Below are 17,088 nucleotides of genomic sequence, written 5' to 3'. Positions count from 1 at the left end.
TCTACTCCTGGTTGTTCCGATGAGGTGATGGGTTGGTGTGGAAGGCGTTCGGGGGACGGTCGGGTCAGCTGGCGCAGGCGCTGATTTGATCGACGATGGCGGGCCGGGGTCGCGTCGCGAATTTCGAGTGCGTTCCGAAGGTGCGATGGCCGTAGACGAGTGGCGGACGGGGCGCCGAGGCCGCGCGGGTCACGGAACCGATGAGCAGAATGTGATCTCCCGCCTCAACCGTCTGCCAGAGGTCACACGCCGCCCAGCCGGCGAGATCATCAAGCCGGGGGAGTCCGTCGGCCATGGACCATGGCGTCGCACCGAAGCGATCCGCACCGCGCGTCGCGAACGCGGTCGCGATGTCATCCTGCGCTGAGCTGAGGACGTTGACGCTGAATCTGCCGGACCCGAGGATGCGGGCCAACAGCAGCGATCGGCGGTCGAGAGCGATCGAGAGCAGCGCCGGGCGTAGCGACACCGACGCCAGTGAGCTGACCGTGGCGCCGTGCGGGCCGTCGGTGTCGGTGGTCGTGACCACGGTGACCGGTGCGCACACCCCCGCCATCAGGTCGCGGAATTGTTGGTCGAGCATCGTCGGCCGCCTCTCGAAATAAACATGATTAATTGCTTGGATCACAGCTTGCGGGTGACTCGGGTCACTTGTCAAGAGGATCCGCGAAATTAATCATGTTTATTTCGAGAGGGGGTGTCGCGCGGAATCGACGCAGGTCGCGGCGTTGCGGTCAGGCAGGTGGGCGCAGAATGATGGTCGGGTCGGTGCGCCGGAGGGCGTCTACGGCCGCCTCGGCGTCGTGTTCGCCGAGTGCGCGGACGAGATCGTCGACGACTTCGGCCAGTGCATCGAGATGTACCGGAATCCCGTTACCGCCCACATCGGCCTCGTCGCCGGCCGATTCCAGGCGCGCGCGCAGATGCGACGTGCCGACATCCATGATGCTCAGGTAGAGGCTGTCGAGGAGTTGGCTTCGGCCGAGTTGGGCGAAGTATTCGTGGACATTCCATGCTGCCCAGACGAACGCTGAGACGTCATGTGCCTCGCGGGTCCGGTGCACCTCGGCGAGTCGGGTCTCGAGTGTTCGCTGGTCGGCGTCGGTGATCGTGGCGAGGACCTCGGCGACCAGCAGTGGTGCGAGCGCATCTCGGATTGCGATGGACTCCTCCAGTGCGGATTGGTTACCCGCCGCATCGCGGAACCATCCGTTCATCCGCGACAACGGAGACGGATCAGAAGCGAAGATGCCGCCGCCGGGCCCGGGTCGGGAGGTGATCACGCCGCGCTCCTGCGCGAGTTTGATCGCCTCGTTCACGGTGCCGACCGAGACGCCGCAGATGTTGCGGATGTGGTCCTTGCTGCCGAGTCGCTCGCCGGCGCCGAAACCTGCCGCCAGGCGGGCGATCTGATTGGCGGCGACTTCCGCGCGAGACTGGCCAACGGGTACGGTACCCGGGAGATCGATTGACCGCCGCCACATCTCGGGCGTATACGCGGGAATGTCGGGCGGCCCCGAATCGTGCGGGCCGCCCTGCTCGCGGTCGGTCGTCTCTGTCATCGGGGTCCTTGGCACGGAAAAGAATCTGGGTGCCCGTCCTCGCGATGAAGACGGACACCCCGATGCTACCCAATGATCATGATCGATTCTGGGATGTGGCTCCGCTCATGCCGCGACGGGGACCGCGGCGAACCGGTCGGTGTGATCGGACTCGAGCCGTTCCTCGAGTTCCTCCAGCGTCGTGCCCTTCGTCTCTGGCACGGTACGGAAGACGAAGATCCACGAGGCGACATTCACCAGCACGAACAGCCCGAAGGTGCCGGTCGATCCGAGGGCGGAGTTCAGCAGCGGGAAGACGAACGAGATCACCGCATTGGTGCACCAGAGAACGAAAACCGCGATGCCCATGGCGAATCCACGCACACTCAACGGGAAGATCTCCGACAGCAGGAGCCAGACGCACGTGCCGATGAACATCTGGACGAAGGCGACGAACGCCACCATGCAGCCGAGGATGACGTAGCTGCGCAGAGTGGACTCCGGTAGCAGGAACGCCATCGCCAGTGCCGCCTGCGACGCCGCGACTCCGGCGAACCCCGTGAGTAGCATGGCGCGCCGTCCGATGTAGCCGAGCAGGACGATGCCGATGATCGTGGTCACGACCGAGGTGACGCCGACAGCGATGGTTGCGACCAGTGCCGCACTGACACCCAGGCCGCTCTGCTCGAGAATCGTGGGCGCGTAGTAGTTGACGGTGTTGATGCCGGTGGCCTGCTGGACGATGGCCAGGCCGCAGCCGATCAACACGACCCGGCGAATCCAGGGCACGTCCCGGATCATGGCCAGCGGGCTGCGCTTTGACGTCAGCATGTGGTGGGTGTGCTCGACGATGATCTCGTATTCGGCGTCGGCCTCCGCCGGGGTGCGGCTCATGCCCAGTACCGTGCGTGCTTCGGTCATCCGGCCCTTGAAGGCGTACCAACGCGGCGAGTCGGGGAGTGCGAGCATGCCGACCAGCAGGGTGACCGCGGGTATGGCTGCGACGGCGAGCATGATGCGCCAGACGTGCGGATCCTTGATCACGTGATCGAGAGCCGCGTTGATCGCGAACGCGAGCATCTGGCCGGTGACGATCATGAGTTCGTTGATCGTGACCATCCGTCCGCGACGATCGGCAGGTGCCATCTCGGCCAGGTACAGCGGGCAGGTGACTGCCGCCGCGCCGACGCCGAAGCCGAGGATGATGCGCGCCACCACCATGGCTCCTACGGCCGGCGCGAGCGCACAGCCGAGGGCTCCGACCAGGAAGATCGCGCCGCAGAGCAGGAGAGTGCGCTTGCGTCCCAGTCGGTCGGCGATGCGTCCGCCGAACAGCGCTCCGAAGGCTGCGCCGGGGAAGAGCAACGAACTGACGACGAGTGCCTCGGTGAAGGAGTTCAGCGCCAGGTCGTCCTTCATGTACAACAGCGCGCCGGAGATGACGCCGGTGTCGTAACCGAACAGCAAGCCCCCGAGGGTCGCGATGACGGTCAGTTTGGTCAAGAAGCGCCTGTTGGACGCCGTCTCTGCCGTGGTGGACATGGGTACCTCAGTTCGATCGGAGAACAAGATTTGAGGGCGTATAACGCGCGTTAGTAACGCGCGTAAGGTCTATAATGAGAGATCTGGATCACTGTGTCAAGGGTCACGATGTTCTGAGGAGGGGTCGAGTGCCAGCGACAACCGGCGGAGACCGAGCAAAACGCCGTCCGACCATGGCAGATGTCGCCGCGCACGCCGGCGTATCCCGGACGTTGGTGTCCTTCGTGTTGGACGGCAAGCCCGGCGCCAGCGAGGAGACGCGCCGGCGGGTGCTGAGAGTCGCCGACGAACTGGGCTATCGACCCGATGCGGCGGCACGCCTACTGGCGCTGGGTAGGAGTCGGACGTTGGGGGTGTTGATGGACGTCTCGCAGCTGTTCGAGGCCGAACTGGTCACCAACATCTACCCGGCTGCGGAAAAGCTGGGTTACGACGTCTTGTTGACCGCCAATCTTCCCGATCGGGCCGAGGCCTCGGCGATCGAGGCGCTGCTCGATCATCGTTGCGGCGCAGTCATTCTGCTCGGTCCGCTGGCGACGGCGGAGGAACTCGTCGGGTTGGCGGAACGTGCCCCGCTGGTGGTCGTCGGCCGACGACTCTCGGCCGTCGCGCTGGGCGATCGGCTGGCGACAGTGCGTACCAACGACACGAGGGGCATGCGGCTGGCGGTCGACTATCTGGTCGAGCTGGGCCACCGGGACATCCTGCATGTCGACGGAGGGCATGACCCGGCCGCGGCCGACCGTCGGACGGCGTACCGATCCGCGATGCGCGCGCACGGATTGGGTGATCATGTACGCGTCGTTCGGGGTGCCCACAACGAGGCGGCGGGAGCCGACGCCGCGCACGTTCTCCTCGACGAGGACCGTTTGCCCACAGCGATATTGGCGGGCAACGACCGGTGTGCTCTGGGTCTGCTCGACGTGTTCACCCGCGCGGGAGTCGACATCCCCAACGACATCTCCCTGATGGGCTACGACGACAGCCGACTCTCCGACAATCCGCGCATCGACCTGACGACGATCCACCAGGATGCGCAGGGGCTGGCGCAGCGATCCGTCGAGCTCGCCGTCGAACTGTTGACCGGGGCGCACACACTGGGCAACGATGTCGTGCTCGAACCGACTCTCAAGGTTCGCGGCACAACGGCGCCACCACGTGGAGCCTGAACCGCCGGCGGAGTGTCGCCACCGGCCCCGGGCGAGTCTCGCGAGGCGTCGGCGGTGCGTGACCACCACAGATCCCTGAGGATCGTCGCGAGGAACGTGCGATGCGTCGCCGACCGGTCCCTGAGGAGCCTCGCGAGGAACGAGCGATGCGTCGCCGACCGGTCCCTGAGGAGCGTCGCGAGGAACGTGCGATGCGTCGCCGACCGGTCCCTGAGGAGCCTCGCGAGGAACGAGCGATGCGTCACGAAGGGCGGGCCTTCGTGACGGTCCTCCGCTGGCGCTCCGGACCTCCTCAGGCATCGGTGGTTGGCTCCGCTAGTGTTCGGGACCTCCTCCGGGATCGGTTGGTATAAGGTTCTTCTCGCTCCGATGGCGTGTCGGCCCACCGGTCCTTGAGAACTCTCGCGAGGAACGAGCGATGCGTCACCCACCGGTCCCTGAGGAGCCTCGCGAGGAACGAGCGATGCGTCGCCCACCGGTCCCTGAGGAGCCTCGCGAGGAACGAGCGATGCGTCACCCACCGGTCCCTGAGGAGCCTCGCGAGGAACGAGCGATGCGTCACGAAGGGCGGGCCTTCGTGACGGTCCTCCGCTGGCGCTCCGGACCTCCTCAGGCACCGGTGGTTGGCTCCGCTAGTGTTCGGGACCTCCTCCGGGATCGGTTGGTAGAAGTTTCTTCTCGCTCCGATGGCGTGTCGGCCCACCGGTCCTTGAGAACTCTCGCGAGGAACGAGCGATGCGTCACCCACCGGTCCCTGAGGAGCCTCGCGAGGAACGAGCGATGCGTCACGAAGGGCGGGCCTTCGTGACGGTCCTCCGCCGGCGTTCCGGACCGCCTCCGGCATCAGGGGTTGACTCCGCCAGCGCTCCGTATCTCGGTTGCGAAACCGATGGAGAACACACTCGGCTGCAACGGGTATCGCAATCTCACTCGCGTCTCGGGACTATTCGCGCGGATCACTCCCCGTCGAACACGATTCCGATCTCCGCCCGAATCCGGTCCATGATCTCGAGCGTGGCAATCACATCGGCGGACGGGTGGATCTCGGAATCCACCGCTCCGTCAGCAATGCGCCGCGCTGCATCCGCGGCGGAGAAGTGCAGGCCGTCCTCGTGTGCGGCGGTCTCTTCTTCGTGCACGAGCTGTGTACCGTCTCGGCCGACGAGCCGGAACGGTCCCGGTTGGTAGAACGGCCCCGGAAGATCCAGATAGGCGTCTTCACCCGCGATGAACGCGGTCGTCGGCGTGTTGGCCAGGATCGTCGTGTTCACGAGGGACTGACCGCCGTTCAGATGCTGCAGCGTCGCCGAGATCTGACCGTTGAGATCGTCATTGGCGGGGCGACCGATCGCCGAGACAGACCCGACCTCACCGAGAGCCCATCGCGCGAACGCCACAGGGTAGGTCCCGAGATCGAGCATAGGCCCGCCGGCCAGGGCCGGATCGTAGATCCGGTGATCGGTGGTGAAGTGTTCCCCGTGATCTGCGGCGACGGTGTGCAGGGTGCCCAGCACACCGTCGTCGAGGATCTGTCGGAGCACGTCGAACTTGGGCAGGAACCGGGTCCACATCGCTTCGCCGGCGAAGACCCCGGAGGCTCGTGCCGCAGTGAACACGTCTCGCGCCTGCATCGCGTTGATGCCCGCAGGCTTCTCGACGAGGACGTGCTTGCCTGCGGCGATCGCATTGAGTGCACACCGATGATGCTGCGGATGCGGGGTGGCGACGTAGACGATGTCCACATCCGGATCGGCGAGAAGTGACTCGTAACTGCCGTGCGCAATGGGGACTGTCATACGCCGGGCAAACGTCTCGGCGCGCTCTGTGGAACGCGACCCGACCGCCGTCACCTGCTGGTAGGTGTGCTTGTGCAGTGCGCCGACGAAGCGCTCGGCGATCCACCCCGGGCCCATGATGCCCCAACGCAGCACAGGTGCGGTCGTCGGATCGAGGGTGCGTGGTGAGGGTAGATGCCTGATCAAGTCAGCCCCGGTACTTGTTGACATAGTCGGTCATCGTCGCCAATTGGTACCGGGAGACCTCGTGTGCGTTCTCGTTCTCCGCGAACACGCTGGACACCATGACCGAGTCGTCGCGGTCGTAGAAACCGATCTCGCCGAGAGTGCTGAAGAACTCGTCCCAGTTGACGTCGCCGTCGCCGATCTTGAGGTGTTGGTGCACGCGGACGGCATTGCCGGGCGGGTTGGTGATGTAGCGAAGACCATGCGAGGCATGGTGATCCATGGTGTCGGCAACGTGCACCAGCCGGAGCATGTCTCCTGCGGTTGTCATGATCTCGCGCATGTTGCCACCCATGTGGAAGCTGTGGCAGGCGACGTAGACGAGCCCGAAGTTCTTCGAGTTGATACCGCGGATGATCCGGATTGCGGCGAGGCCGTCCTCGACGAAGTCGTCGGGGTGGGGATCGATCCGCACATCGATGCCCTCGCGCTCGATGATCGGGACGAGCTCCTCCATCGACCGGTAGAAGGCGCGCTCGGATTCCTCCGGCTTCTCCGGCCGTCCCGAGAACTCGGTGTTCATCACGTTCACGCCGAGATCGACGGTGATCTGGATGGCGCGCTTCCAGTAGCGGATCGCGGCTTCGCGGGCGTCCTCGTCGGGGCCGGACCACCGCAGCACTGGCAGTACGGATGCGATCCCGACACCCGCGGCATCGCACGCTTTCCGGAACTTCGCCACCAGAGCGTCGTCGGCCTTGGGATGATTGAAGAACGGGATCATGTCCGCGTGAGGCGTCAATTGTAGGTACTCGTACCCGAGATCGGCTACGACACCGGGCAATTCGAGCAGCGAGTGACTGTGATGAAACGGTGTGGGGTCCAGGGCGACCTTCATGGTGGTTCTCCTCGGTGAGACGGCCCTTCGTGACACTCGGCGGGCGCCTCGTTCTTCAGGGGCCGGGGGTGGTGTGGCGCTTCGTGACTCAAGGGGGGCGGTTGGTGGTGGGCCCTTCGTGACACTCGGCTAGCGCCTCGTTCCTCAGGGACCGGGGGTGATGCGGCGCCTTGTCCCCACGGACCGGGGGTGGTGTGGCGCTTCGTGACTCAAGGGGGGCGGTTGGTGGTGGGCCCTTCGTGACACTCGGCTAGCGCCTCGTTCCTCAGGGACCGGGGGTGGTGAGGCGCTTCGTTCCCCACGGACCGGGGGGTGATGCGGCGCTTCGTGACTCAGGGGTCGGGGTGTGCCGATCAGCGGAAGCGGACCGCCGACACGCCGCACGAACCCAGGTACTGCTGGGTGCGCTGAGCGATGGGCAGGGGTGCGTCGGGGGAGCACGGGTACATGTCCTGCTCGACGATGGCGAAGATGTCGATCCCGAGGTCGGCGACGGCGTCGAGCAGCGGCGGCATCTCCGGGATGCCGCGTGGCGGCTCTGTCATCGCGCCCAGACGTACTGCCTCGCCGAACGGCAGGTCGTCGGCGGCGACCTTGGCGCGCACGGCCTCATCGACCTGCTTGAGGTGCAGATAGCCGATGCGCTCCGGGTGCTTGGTGATGATCGCGAGATTGTCTCCGCCGCAATAGCTGACGTGGCCGGTGTCCAGGCAGAGGTTCACGAACTCGCCGTCGGTGTTCTCCAGGAACCGGTAGATGTTCTCTTCGGTGTCCACGTGGCTGTCGGCATGCGGATGGTATTGCGCACGCACACCGTACTTCTCGAACATGGCCCTGCCGAGCTCGTTCATGCCGCGGGTTTTGGCCAGCCACTGGTCGACAGTGAGGTCGCGGTCCTCGAGTACGTCACCGGTGGCGGGGTCGCGCCACATCTCCGGGATGACGACGACGTGTTTGCCGCCGGCCGCGGCCGTGAGTTTGGCGACGTCCTCGATCTGCGTCCACACGGCATCCCACGAGTTCTCCTGGTGGAGGTGCTCGAAGACGGTGCCCGCGGACAACTTCAGGCCACGCTCGCCGAGTTCGTCGAGGAGCTGCTTCGGGTCGGTGGGCAGATAGCCGTAGGGGCCCAACTCGATCCACTCGTAGCCGGATGCGGCGACCTCGTCGAGGAAGCGGGTGTACGGGGTCTGCTGGGGGTCTTCGGAGAACCAGACTCCCCACGAGTCGGGTGCGGATCCGACGATGATGTTGCTCATTGATGTGTCCCTTCGTGATTCAGCTGACGGCGGAAAGCGCCGGGTAGGTGATGGGTTCGAGTTCGCCGGATCTCAGTGATCGGGTGGCCGCCTCGGCGATGGCCTGCGCTTTGAGCGCCTCGGGCAGAGTGGGTCCGATGGGTGCACCGGAGTCGACGGCGGCGACGAAGTGGTTCAGCGCGCTGCGATAAGTGGGGGCGACCCGCTCGAACCAACCGGCGTGCATGCCGTCGAGAACGACACGGCCCGACTGGTAGCGCGTGACCGATCCGACGCGCTGTCGACCTGCCTCGACGAGACCGTCGGAGCCGAGGACCTCGATGCGCTCGTCGTAGCCGTAGCCGATTCGGCGGGCGCTGTCGATCTGCACCAGTGCGCCACTGGGCATCCGCAGTGTCACCACAGATGTGTCGACGTCGCCGAGTTCGGTCATCCGGGGATCGGTGAAGACCGAGCCGGCGGCAAAGACCGATTCCGGGTCCTCCCCGGTGATCCAACGGGCGAGATCGAAGAAGTGAACGGTCTGGTCACGCATCTGACCGCCGGAGACGGCGACGTATTCCAGCGGGGGGAGCGCAGGTCCTCGGGTGGTCATCTGCACCAGTTCGACGGTGCCGATCTCGCCGGAGTGGGCCGCGCGATGGATCTCGGCGTAGTCGCGGTCGAAGCGCCGGTTGAAGTCAACCATCATCGGACGGCCGGAGGTCCCGACCTCGGTCACGACGTCGGTCGCGTGGTCGAGGTCGAGATCGATCGGCTTCTCGCACAGCACGGCGAGGCCTGCGGTCGAGGCCCGTCGAAGGTGCTCGGAATGGGTGTCGGTGGAGGACGCGATCAACACCGCGTCCACCACAGACGTGTCGAAGGCGGTGTCGAGATCGATTGCCCGAGTGGACTGACGGCCGGCCAGGTCTGCCGACCGTGTGCGGTCGACGTCATAGATACCGACGAACTCGACGTCAGGGTGGGCAGTGAGGTTCTCGGCGTGTACCGAGCCGATGAAGCCTGCGCCGATCAACGCCATGCGGACCATCCGGATGCGCTCCTTCTGTTGGGTGACCTCACGTTGTGCGAGGGGGTCGACTAAATGTGGGACAATCTGGGACCGGTCCCAGCTACACTACGTGGTGTAGATCACGAGAGCAATAGGATGGCCCATGATGAGTGAGAGCAATGCGGAGACGGATGCGGTGCCGACATCTGTGTTCGCGCGCCGGCCGGCGACGATCCGGGACGTGGCCGCTCACGCGGGGGTGTCCAAGTCGGTGGTTTCCCGGGTGTTGCGCGACGAGCCGAACGTGAGTGAGGAGCGTCGCACCCGGGTGCGACAGGCGATGGACGAGTTGGGCTATCGGCCGAACACGATCGCGCGTGGGCTGTCGGAGGCACGCAGCGGGACCGTCGGTGTCGTGATCAACGACTTGCGAAACCCCTGGTACGTCAGCCTTCTCGAGGGATTGGCCACTTCGTTCGATGCGGTCGACATCGCCCCGATTCTGGTGGACAGCCGTCTCGATCATCGGGTGGGTCGAGACACCGTCGAAACACTACTGTCGCGGCAGGTTGACGGACTCGTCGTGGTGGGGACGACCGACGCGCGGGTGGCGGTCGATCGGGCGGCGCAGTCGGTGCCGGTGGTGTTGGCCGGCACCCTGGAACCGGACCTCCCGACGGTGGACATCTCGGTCGATGACGATCTGGCTGGTGCGCGCATGGCGACCGAGCACCTGCTGACACTCGGGCACCGCAGGCTGGGACACATCCAGGGGCCCGGGCTCGTGGGGACCCTGCGCCGACAGGGTTTCGAGCAGACCGTGGCCGAGTCGGGTGTGGATGTCGACGTCGTCGGGGTCGAGTACGGCGGGATGACCGAGGACGGCGGCTACGCGGCCGCGGCACGGCTTCTCGACTCCGCCACGCCGCCCACCGCGATCTTCGGATTCAACGACATGACATGTCTGGGGGCGATGTCGGCGGCCGACGACCGAGGTCTGGCGGTTCCGGGGGACCTGGCCCTCATCGGTTACGACGACACGCAACTGGCCGGCTTGCGCCACATCTCACTGACATCGATCGACAACGGGAACTTCACCGTGGGCGCGCAGGCGGCAAAGTTCCTGATCCAGCGGATGGACCGACTGACTGCGCCACAGCGTATCTATCGGCATACCCCCGGCCTGGTGGTCCGGCGGACGACTGCGGCGCCCCGCTGAGGTCCAGCGGGGCGCCGCAATCGGATCGGGCCTTCAGCCGCGGGCGTACCAGGCTGCCGCCACCAGTGCGGGCTGGCCGAACAGTCGGATGAACCGTTTGCGATCGGTGTCGAGGCCGAAAGCATCGACCCGGTTGCGGTACTGATGGATATTGCCGGGAAAGACGGCGACGAAGAAGGCCGCGACGATCGCGCCGACCGCCCGACGTTGCCTCGGCAGTCCGATCAGTCCGAGACCCAGGCCGACCTCGGCCACACCCGATGCCAGCACGGTCAGATCGGGGTCGAGTGGCACGAAGTCAGGCACCTGCGCCTGGAACTCCTTGCGCTGAAAGGTCATGTGACCGATACCCGCGGTGGTCAGGATGCCACCGAGTGCCAGGCGGGCGATACGGCGAGAGCGCGATTGCGACGACGCCACCTTTGTCGACAAAGGGGAGTTCATGGTGTCCTCTCGGGAGCGAGATCAGTCCTCTGCCAGCGTGAGATTGACATCGATGTTGCCACGCGTGGCGTTCGAGTACGGGCAGACCTCGTGCGCCTTGTCGACCAGTGACTTCGCGGTGGCCTCATCGACCGACGGCAGCGTCACCTCGAGTTCCACAGCGAGCCCGAAACCGCCGGAGTCGTTGGTGCCGAGTGAAACCCGGGCGCCGACGGCCGAATCGGTCACGTCGGCGCCGGCCTGACCGGCGACGAGACGCAGGGCGCTGTGGAAGCATGCGGCGTAACCGGCGGCGAAAAGCTGTTCGGGGTTGGTGCCCACGCCCGATCCGCCGAGTTCCTTGGGCATGTCGAGATCGAGGTCGATCTTGCCGTCGGAGGTGCGGGCATGTCCGTTGCGTCCGTCTCCGGTGGCCAGGGCCTCGGCGGTGTACAGCGCTTTCATGCAGTGCTTCCTTTCGTGGGGCCGGCTGCGTCGAGATGTCGGCGCAACTCGTCGGTGAGTTCGTGCAGGGTGGTGCGGAGGTTGATCAGCGCCTCGGGATCGAACGGAGCGTCTGTGTCGGAATCCTCTTCGGCCGCCTCGGCTATCGCTGAGACGAGCGAGTCGTAGACGCAATCAGCTCTGGCGCCCAACGCGACGCCTTCCGGGGTGAGTGCGACGGTGACCGACCTCTCATCGTCATGTGAACGGTTGCGAGTGAGATAGCCCAGCGCTTCGAGTCGCCGCAGTAGCGGCGACACCGTGCCCGAATCCAATTGGAGTCGCCGGCAGAGCCGACTGACCGTGATCTCGTCTTCCTCCCACAACACGAGCATGGCGAGGTATTGCGGATATGTGAGCCCGAGTTCGCGCAGACCGGGCCGCTGCGCCGCGATCACTGCGCGAGAAGCGGAGTAGAGCGCGAAGCAGAGCTGGTCATCGAGTCGAACCGAGGTCACGTCTACGACCATAGCCTATTTAAGTAGTGCACAACATAGTTGTGGGACATTTAACTCTCGTCAACCAAGGTTGACGTTCGGTTGCCGTCGGGGCATCCTGGGGTCATGAGAACCGGAATCGACAACGACGACGGCGAGACGCCGATCGAGGAGTTGACCCGCATCGCCGCTCGGCGCCGCGACATCGCGCGCGCCGAGGAGGTGGCGGTGCGTCGCGCCCGGCATGCCGGACTTTCGTGGGCCGAGATCGGCCTGCTGTTGGGTGTGTCCAAACAGGCTATGCACAAAAAGTATCGGAAGGTCGGGTGAGCACCCGTCATCCGTTGCACGACGATGCGGTCATCGATGCGCTCGGCGCTGATCTGCGGTCGGCGCGCTACTCCGCCGATGGCGTCGCGGATTTGTTGGGGGAGTCGGCAAACGATGCACTCGGGCGGGGGATCTGGTGGCCCGCGCTCCAGGCAACCCGTCGGGTGCCGCATGCAGCTTCCTCGCTCGCGACGATGACCCGGTTGTTCCTGCTCGGTTCCGAGGAACCTGAATCCGTGGTGGCACAGGCATTTCCTGTGACCGGGACAGACGCCCTGATCGACAACGGGGTGATCACCCGGTGCGGCTACTCGAAGGTGCACGCGGTCCTGGACATCCGTCCGCACGCGGATGACCGCACGGACTACCTCGTCGTCTCGGATCAGGACGCGATGATGCGGAGTGGACCGGTGGAACGTGATCACGTCCTGGGTATCGGCGGGGCCTCGGTGTCGCTGGCGCGAGCGGTGATCCGATCACCCGCGCGTCGGGCACTCGACATCGGCACGGGATGTGGAATCCAGGCGCTGCATCTGGACGCACATTGTGACGAGATCGTCGCCACCGACACCAACGACCGGGCGTTGGCCCTCGCCCGGGCCACCGCGAGGCTCAACGGCATGCGGTGGGATCTGCGGGCGGGCAGCCTGTTCGAGCCGGTGGCCGGGGAGCGATTCGATCTGATCGTCTCCAACCCGCCGTTCGTCGTCGGGACCGGTGGGCAGGACTACATCTACCGGGATTCGGGTATGGTGGCCGACGCCCTCTGCGCCGAGCTGATCAGGCAGATCCCCGAACATCTCAATCCCGGTGGCACAGCGCAGATCCTGGCCAACTGGATCGTGCCGATCGAAGCAGACTGGCGTGACCGCGTTCGTGGCTGGTTGGCCGGCACGGGACTCGACGCCTGGGTGGTCCAGCGTGAACTCGCCGACCCGGTCAGCTACATCTCGCTCTGGCTGTCGGATGCGGGGGAGTCCGCGGACACCGGGGCGGCCCGCGGCGCGACGTGGCTCGAGTGGTTCGACGAGAACGGTATCGCCGGCATCGGCATGGGTTCGATCACACTGCGGCGCAGGGCGGAGGGAGATCCGGGGGAACCCGACCAGGTCATCGAGGAGATCACCGGTGCGGGGGAGGAGCTCACCGGTACGGAGGTCGAGGCGTTTCTGGCCCGGCGTCACTATCTGCGCACAACGTCCGACGAGCAACTGCTCGCGACCCGTCTGTCCACGGCGCCGGTGTTTCTCGAGGAACAGTCCTTGCCGGGAGCCGAAGGCTGGCACCAGGTGTCGGCCACGGTGCGGCGACCGGGTGGACCCGGCGCGACGCTGGGGGTGGACGAGGTGTCGCGGGCACTGTTGGCAGGGTGCCGGGGCGAGGTGCCGCTCGGCGCGCTGATCGAACTGCTTGCCGGATTCCATGAGGTGGACGACGCCGCCCTGGCAGAGGCGGCGATGCCGGTGGTCCGAGAGGCTATCGGGCGCGGCATTCTCTACGAGGCGACCTGAGCGGAGGAGGCGCTCAGCGCGGTGCCCTCGCGATCGGTGCCACCGCCGCCGCCCGGGGCCCCGGTGTCGGGCACCGCGACCCGACGCCGCCCTGAGAGACGGCTCGCGAGAATCGCCGGCATGCGATGCAACTTGTCGATGTGGCATGCCTGGCGGAACTCCGACCAGGCCCAGCAGAGCCCGAACACGAGCACGACGACGCAGAAGGTGGTCGTCATGCTCCACGGTCGGTGCGCGATGTGGATGGGCAGGATGACCAGCGCGAGCGCCTGCAGCACATACGAATCCAGACTGCGGGTGCCGGTCATGACGAGTGGGCGCAACCAGTCGCGGTGCCACATTCGTAGCAACAGTCGGAAGACCCCATAGGCGGCCGGCACCACCAGCCACGCGCCGATCGCCCGCGCGGGACGGAAATCCACTTTGTCGGCGAGCGTCGGTTCGAAGCGAACCCACGGACCGGTGTCGACCCCGAAGTGCAGGATCAGGGCGGCAGCAAGCGCGACGGCGACGATCGCGGGGAGTCGGCGGTCGATGAAGCCGGGGACATCCCACTCCCGCCACCTCCAGCCGACGACGACAGCCGGGATGAACATGACCTGCCAGCCGGCCCAGTTCTGAATTCGTGCGCCGCCGGCCGACGAGGTGAGGTAGAACCAGTCGGGCGACACGGCCAAGGAGACCACGTACAGCACAACCGAACCGACGAGCACATACCGCCAGAACCCACGTGACAGCAGGGGGAAGAGCAGGTAGGCCGACGCCATCATCGCCATGTAGAGCAGCAGGATGTTCCCGCCGCTCGGCAGGTAGCGCAGACCCAGTGCCAGGCGCAGACCGTCGGTCCAGCCATCGACCGTCGGGAGCAGGGTCAGCCAGCGATGACCCGCCAGTGCCGCGCCGACCGCGACGACAGAGATCGTCACCTGGCACAGGTAGAGGACGGCGAGTCGCTTCGTCAGGCGCCAGTAGCCGTATCTCAGCGAGACCCGTTCGATCCAACGCCGATAGACCAGACCGAGCACCAGTCCGGAGAGCAGCACGAACGCCGACATCCCGTCGACATAGGGGAATGCGTGCGTCGGCGCGGCGATGTGGGTGCCGGCGGCGAAATGCAGCGAGATCATGCTCCAGATCGCGAGCCCCCGCGTCGCGTCGATGGCGAGATCTCGATTCATCGCAGCCACCATACCGAGGACGCCCGTTTCGCCCTATTCGGAGCAGCCTCCCGCGCAACGACAACGCTCGGCCTCCCGGGATGGGAGACCGAGCGTGGCGGTGATCCGGTCGGGTCGCGCTGAAATGCGCTGGGGGATCAGGTGTAGAGGTCGGCGATGGCCTTCTTCTGTGCGTCGTGGATCACATTGCGCTTGAGCTTCAACGTCGGCGTCAACTCTCCGGACTCGATGGTGAAGTCGTCCTCCAGAATGGCGAACTTCTTGATCGCCTCCGCATTGGACACCTTCGTGTTCGCTTCCTTGACCGCGGCATCGATCTCGGCCAGCAGAGTCTCGTTCTGCGTCAGGTCGGCGATCGGGGTGTCGGCCCGCAGATGGTGGCGCTCGAGCCAGCCGGGGACTGCTTCGGCATCGAGAGTGATGAGCGCGGCGATGAACGGCTTGTTGTCTCCGACCACCAGGCACTGACTGACCATCGGGTGCGCCCGGATGGTGTCCTCCAGGGCGGCCGGTGACACGTTCTTGCCGCCGGCGGTGACGATGAGCTCCTTCTTGCGTCCGGTGATGAACAGGTAGCCGTCATCGAGGTGGCCGATGTCGCCGGTGTGGAACCAGCCATCGACGATGGCCTCGCTCGATGCCGCCGCGTTCTTCCAGTAGCCGCCGAAGACGACCGGACCTTGCAGAAGCACCTCCCCATCGTCGGCGATCGCGACGGTCACGCCCGGGATCGGTCGCCCGACCGATCCCACGCGCTGATGATCTTCGTTGTTGGCGGTCACCGCTGCGGTCGTCTCTGACAGGCCGTAGCCCTCATAAACCGGGATGCCGGCCCCCCGGAAGAAGTGACCGAGTCGGGCGCCGAGCGGGGCGCCTCCGGAGATCGCGCCCTCGCACTGCCCGCCGAGAGCGGCACGCAGCTTCCCATAGACGAGCCGGTCGAACAGGGCGTGCTTCAGCTTGAGGCCGAGGCCCGGACCGCCGTTCTCGAGCGCGGTGCTGTACTCGATCGCCGTGTCGGCCGCGCGATCGAAGATGGCGCCCTTGCCGCCGTCGTAGGCCTTCTGCTTTGCCGAGTTGTAGACCTTCTCGAAGACACGCGGAACCGACAAGACGTAATTCGGCTTGAAGTGGCCGAGGTCCTCGACGAGATTCGGGATGTCATTGGTGTGGCCCAGGATGACGCCGTTCTCGATGCAGCCGACCGCGACCACACGCGCAAACACGTGCGCGAGCGGGAGGAACAGCAGCGTCGACTTGCCCTCGACCATGCCGGCGCCGACGGCGTCGCGGGTGGCCGCACACTCGGCGAGGAAGTTGGCGTGGGTGAGCACGACCCCCTTCGGCCTGCCCGTGGTGCCCGAGGTGTAGATCAGAGTGGCGGCATCGGACGACAACGCGTTGGCATGGCGCGTATCGAGCTCGTCGGCGCCGACCTTCGCGCCCCGCTTGGTGACCGACGGCAGCGCATGGTCCTCGATGATCAGAGTTTCCCGGAGCTCCGGGGCCTCCTCGATGACCCCGATGTGGCGGGTGTAGTGGGCGTGTGACTCGACGAACAGCATCTTCGTGCCGGAATCCTCGAGAATCCACTTCACCTGGTCGGGTGCGGAGGTCTCGTAGATCGCGACGGTCGTGGCGCCCGCGCGCCAGATCGCGTAGTCCAGAACGGTCCACTCGAAGCGGGTCGATGACAGGATCGCGACCCGGTCACCCGGCTTGATGTTCGAGGCGATGAGCCCTTTGGCCACCGCATCGACCTCGTCGGCGAAGTGTTTCGCGGTCACGTTGATCCACTGGTTGCCGGAGCGCTTTTTCAGCAACGGCATGGTCGGGCGCTCGGCCCGGTAGCGGAGAATGCTGTCGACGGTGGTCGCCTTGTCCTCGATGGCGAGGTTCGATGGCGTGGAATACTGCTGCATGGCGGGCTCCCCTACGCGCACATAATCGGTCATAACGGACACGGATGTGCCCGGATCGACGCGGTCAGCTGTCTGTTGAGTGAAACTGACGGTACCAGTATCCGTGTTCGTGATCACAGAACGGTGTCCATGGTGCGTAGCGCCGGTCACAGGCGACGTATGGGTCTGTCGACGATTCCTCGCCGGACGACTCGGACGAT

The 17,088-nt window shown here is 65.7% G+C and carries 16 protein-coding genes; 4 read left to right on the top strand and 12 right to left on the bottom strand.

Annotation, left to right across the window (positions count from 1 at the left end; translation table 11 throughout):
• Window positions 1-64: 64 nt before the first annotated feature.
• From AC4AMJ_RS13850 to AC4AMJ_RS13840, 3 genes are all read right to left on the bottom strand, one after another.
• Window positions 65-583 (bottom strand): flavin reductase family protein, encoded by a 519-nt coding sequence (locus AC4AMJ_RS13850; protein WP_489918309.1) that lies wholly within the window; start codon window positions 581-583, stop codon window positions 65-67.
• A gap of 151 nt (window positions 584-734) precedes the next feature.
• Window positions 735-1,562, bottom strand: a complete 828-nt coding sequence (locus AC4AMJ_RS13845) for a FadR/GntR family transcriptional regulator (protein ID WP_489918308.1) — start codon at window positions 1,560-1,562, stop codon at window positions 735-737.
• A 105-nt stretch (window positions 1,563-1,667) separates the two neighbouring features.
• A complete protein-coding gene (locus tag AC4AMJ_RS13840) occupies window positions 1,668-3,083 on the bottom strand; it encodes a sugar porter family MFS transporter (protein WP_489918307.1) in 1,416 nt (471 codons plus the stop codon).
• 173 nt (window positions 3,084-3,256) lie between these two features.
• On the opposite strand from AC4AMJ_RS13840, the gene AC4AMJ_RS13835 reads away from it, so the two are divergent.
• Window positions 3,257-4,252, top strand: a complete 996-nt coding sequence (locus tag AC4AMJ_RS13835) for a LacI family DNA-binding transcriptional regulator (RefSeq protein WP_489900826.1) — start codon at window positions 3,257-3,259, stop codon at window positions 4,250-4,252.
• A 956-nt stretch (window positions 4,253-5,208) separates the two neighbouring features.
• Here AC4AMJ_RS13835 and AC4AMJ_RS13830 read toward each other — a convergent pair.
• From AC4AMJ_RS13830 to AC4AMJ_RS13815, 4 genes are all read right to left on the bottom strand, one after another.
• On the bottom strand, window positions 5,209-6,234 hold the full coding sequence (locus AC4AMJ_RS13830) for a Gfo/Idh/MocA family protein (protein ID WP_489900608.1): 1,026 nt from the start codon (window positions 6,232-6,234) through the stop codon (window positions 5,209-5,211).
• Window position 6,235: 1 nt separating this feature from the next.
• Window positions 6,236-7,111: a sugar phosphate isomerase/epimerase family protein gene (locus AC4AMJ_RS13825; RefSeq protein WP_489918306.1), complete on the bottom strand. Its 876-nt coding sequence runs from the start codon at window positions 7,109-7,111 to the stop codon at window positions 6,236-6,238.
• 353 nt (window positions 7,112-7,464) lie between these two features.
• Complete coding sequence (locus AC4AMJ_RS13820) at window positions 7,465-8,370, bottom strand: sugar phosphate isomerase/epimerase family protein (protein ID WP_489918305.1); 906 nt, start codon at window positions 8,368-8,370, stop codon at window positions 7,465-7,467.
• A 19-nt stretch (window positions 8,371-8,389) separates the two neighbouring features.
• On the bottom strand, window positions 8,390-9,403 hold the full coding sequence (locus AC4AMJ_RS13815) for a Gfo/Idh/MocA family protein (RefSeq protein ID WP_489918304.1): 1,014 nt from the start codon (window positions 9,401-9,403) through the stop codon (window positions 8,390-8,392).
• Window positions 9,404-9,527: 124 nt separating this feature from the next.
• Here AC4AMJ_RS13815 and AC4AMJ_RS13810 point away from each other — a divergent pair, with 124 nt between their 5' ends.
• On the top strand, window positions 9,528-10,583 hold the full coding sequence (locus tag AC4AMJ_RS13810; RefSeq protein ID WP_489918303.1) for a LacI family DNA-binding transcriptional regulator: 1,056 nt from the start codon (window positions 9,528-9,530) through the stop codon (window positions 10,581-10,583).
• Window positions 10,584-10,616: 33 nt separating this feature from the next.
• Here the strand turns inward: AC4AMJ_RS13810 and AC4AMJ_RS13805 are convergent, their stop codons facing one another.
• From AC4AMJ_RS13805 to AC4AMJ_RS13795, 3 genes are read right to left on the bottom strand one after another with little or no spacing between them, the layout of a single operon-like run.
• Window positions 10,617-11,027, bottom strand: a complete 411-nt coding sequence (locus AC4AMJ_RS13805) for a DoxX family protein (protein ID WP_489900612.1) — start codon at window positions 11,025-11,027, stop codon at window positions 10,617-10,619.
• Window positions 11,028-11,048: 21 nt separating this feature from the next.
• Complete coding sequence (locus AC4AMJ_RS13800; protein ID WP_489918302.1) at window positions 11,049-11,471, bottom strand: organic hydroperoxide resistance protein; 423 nt, start codon at window positions 11,469-11,471, stop codon at window positions 11,049-11,051.
• Complete coding sequence (locus AC4AMJ_RS13795) at window positions 11,468-11,968, bottom strand: MarR family winged helix-turn-helix transcriptional regulator (protein WP_489900614.1); 501 nt, start codon at window positions 11,966-11,968, stop codon at window positions 11,468-11,470. The genes AC4AMJ_RS13800 and AC4AMJ_RS13795 overlap by 4 nt, the downstream gene beginning before the upstream one ends.
• 105 nt (window positions 11,969-12,073) lie before the next feature.
• On the opposite strand from AC4AMJ_RS13795, the gene AC4AMJ_RS13790 reads away from it, so the two are divergent.
• Window positions 12,074-12,277, top strand: coding sequence for a hypothetical protein (locus tag AC4AMJ_RS13790; RefSeq protein WP_489900615.1), 204 nt, complete (start codon window positions 12,074-12,076; stop codon window positions 12,275-12,277).
• The gene (locus AC4AMJ_RS13785) at window positions 12,274-13,788 is read left to right on the top strand and encodes a DUF7782 domain-containing protein (RefSeq protein ID WP_489918301.1); all 1,515 of its coding nucleotides are present in this window, start codon (window positions 12,274-12,276) and stop codon (window positions 13,786-13,788) included. Before AC4AMJ_RS13790 ends, AC4AMJ_RS13785 begins: the two co-directional genes overlap by 4 nt.
• Here AC4AMJ_RS13785 and opgC read toward each other — a convergent pair.
• Window positions 13,773-14,966 (bottom strand): OpgC domain-containing protein, encoded by a 1,194-nt coding sequence (gene opgC / locus AC4AMJ_RS13780; RefSeq protein WP_489918300.1) that lies wholly within the window; start codon window positions 14,964-14,966, stop codon window positions 13,773-13,775. The two genes, AC4AMJ_RS13785 and opgC, sit on opposite strands and share 16 nt — an antisense overlap.
• Window positions 14,967-15,103: 137 nt before the next feature.
• Window positions 15,104-16,888: an AMP-dependent synthetase/ligase gene (locus AC4AMJ_RS13775; RefSeq protein ID WP_489900619.1), complete on the bottom strand. Its 1,785-nt coding sequence runs from the start codon at window positions 16,886-16,888 to the stop codon at window positions 15,104-15,106.
• Between the last annotated feature and the right edge of the window lie 200 nt (window positions 16,889-17,088).

The sequence above is a fragment of the Gordonia sp. LMA484 genome (genome assembly GCF_058129505.1).
The sequence above is the reverse complement of the archived record's forward strand: the minus strand, read 5'-3'. Positions and strand labels throughout refer to the sequence as shown.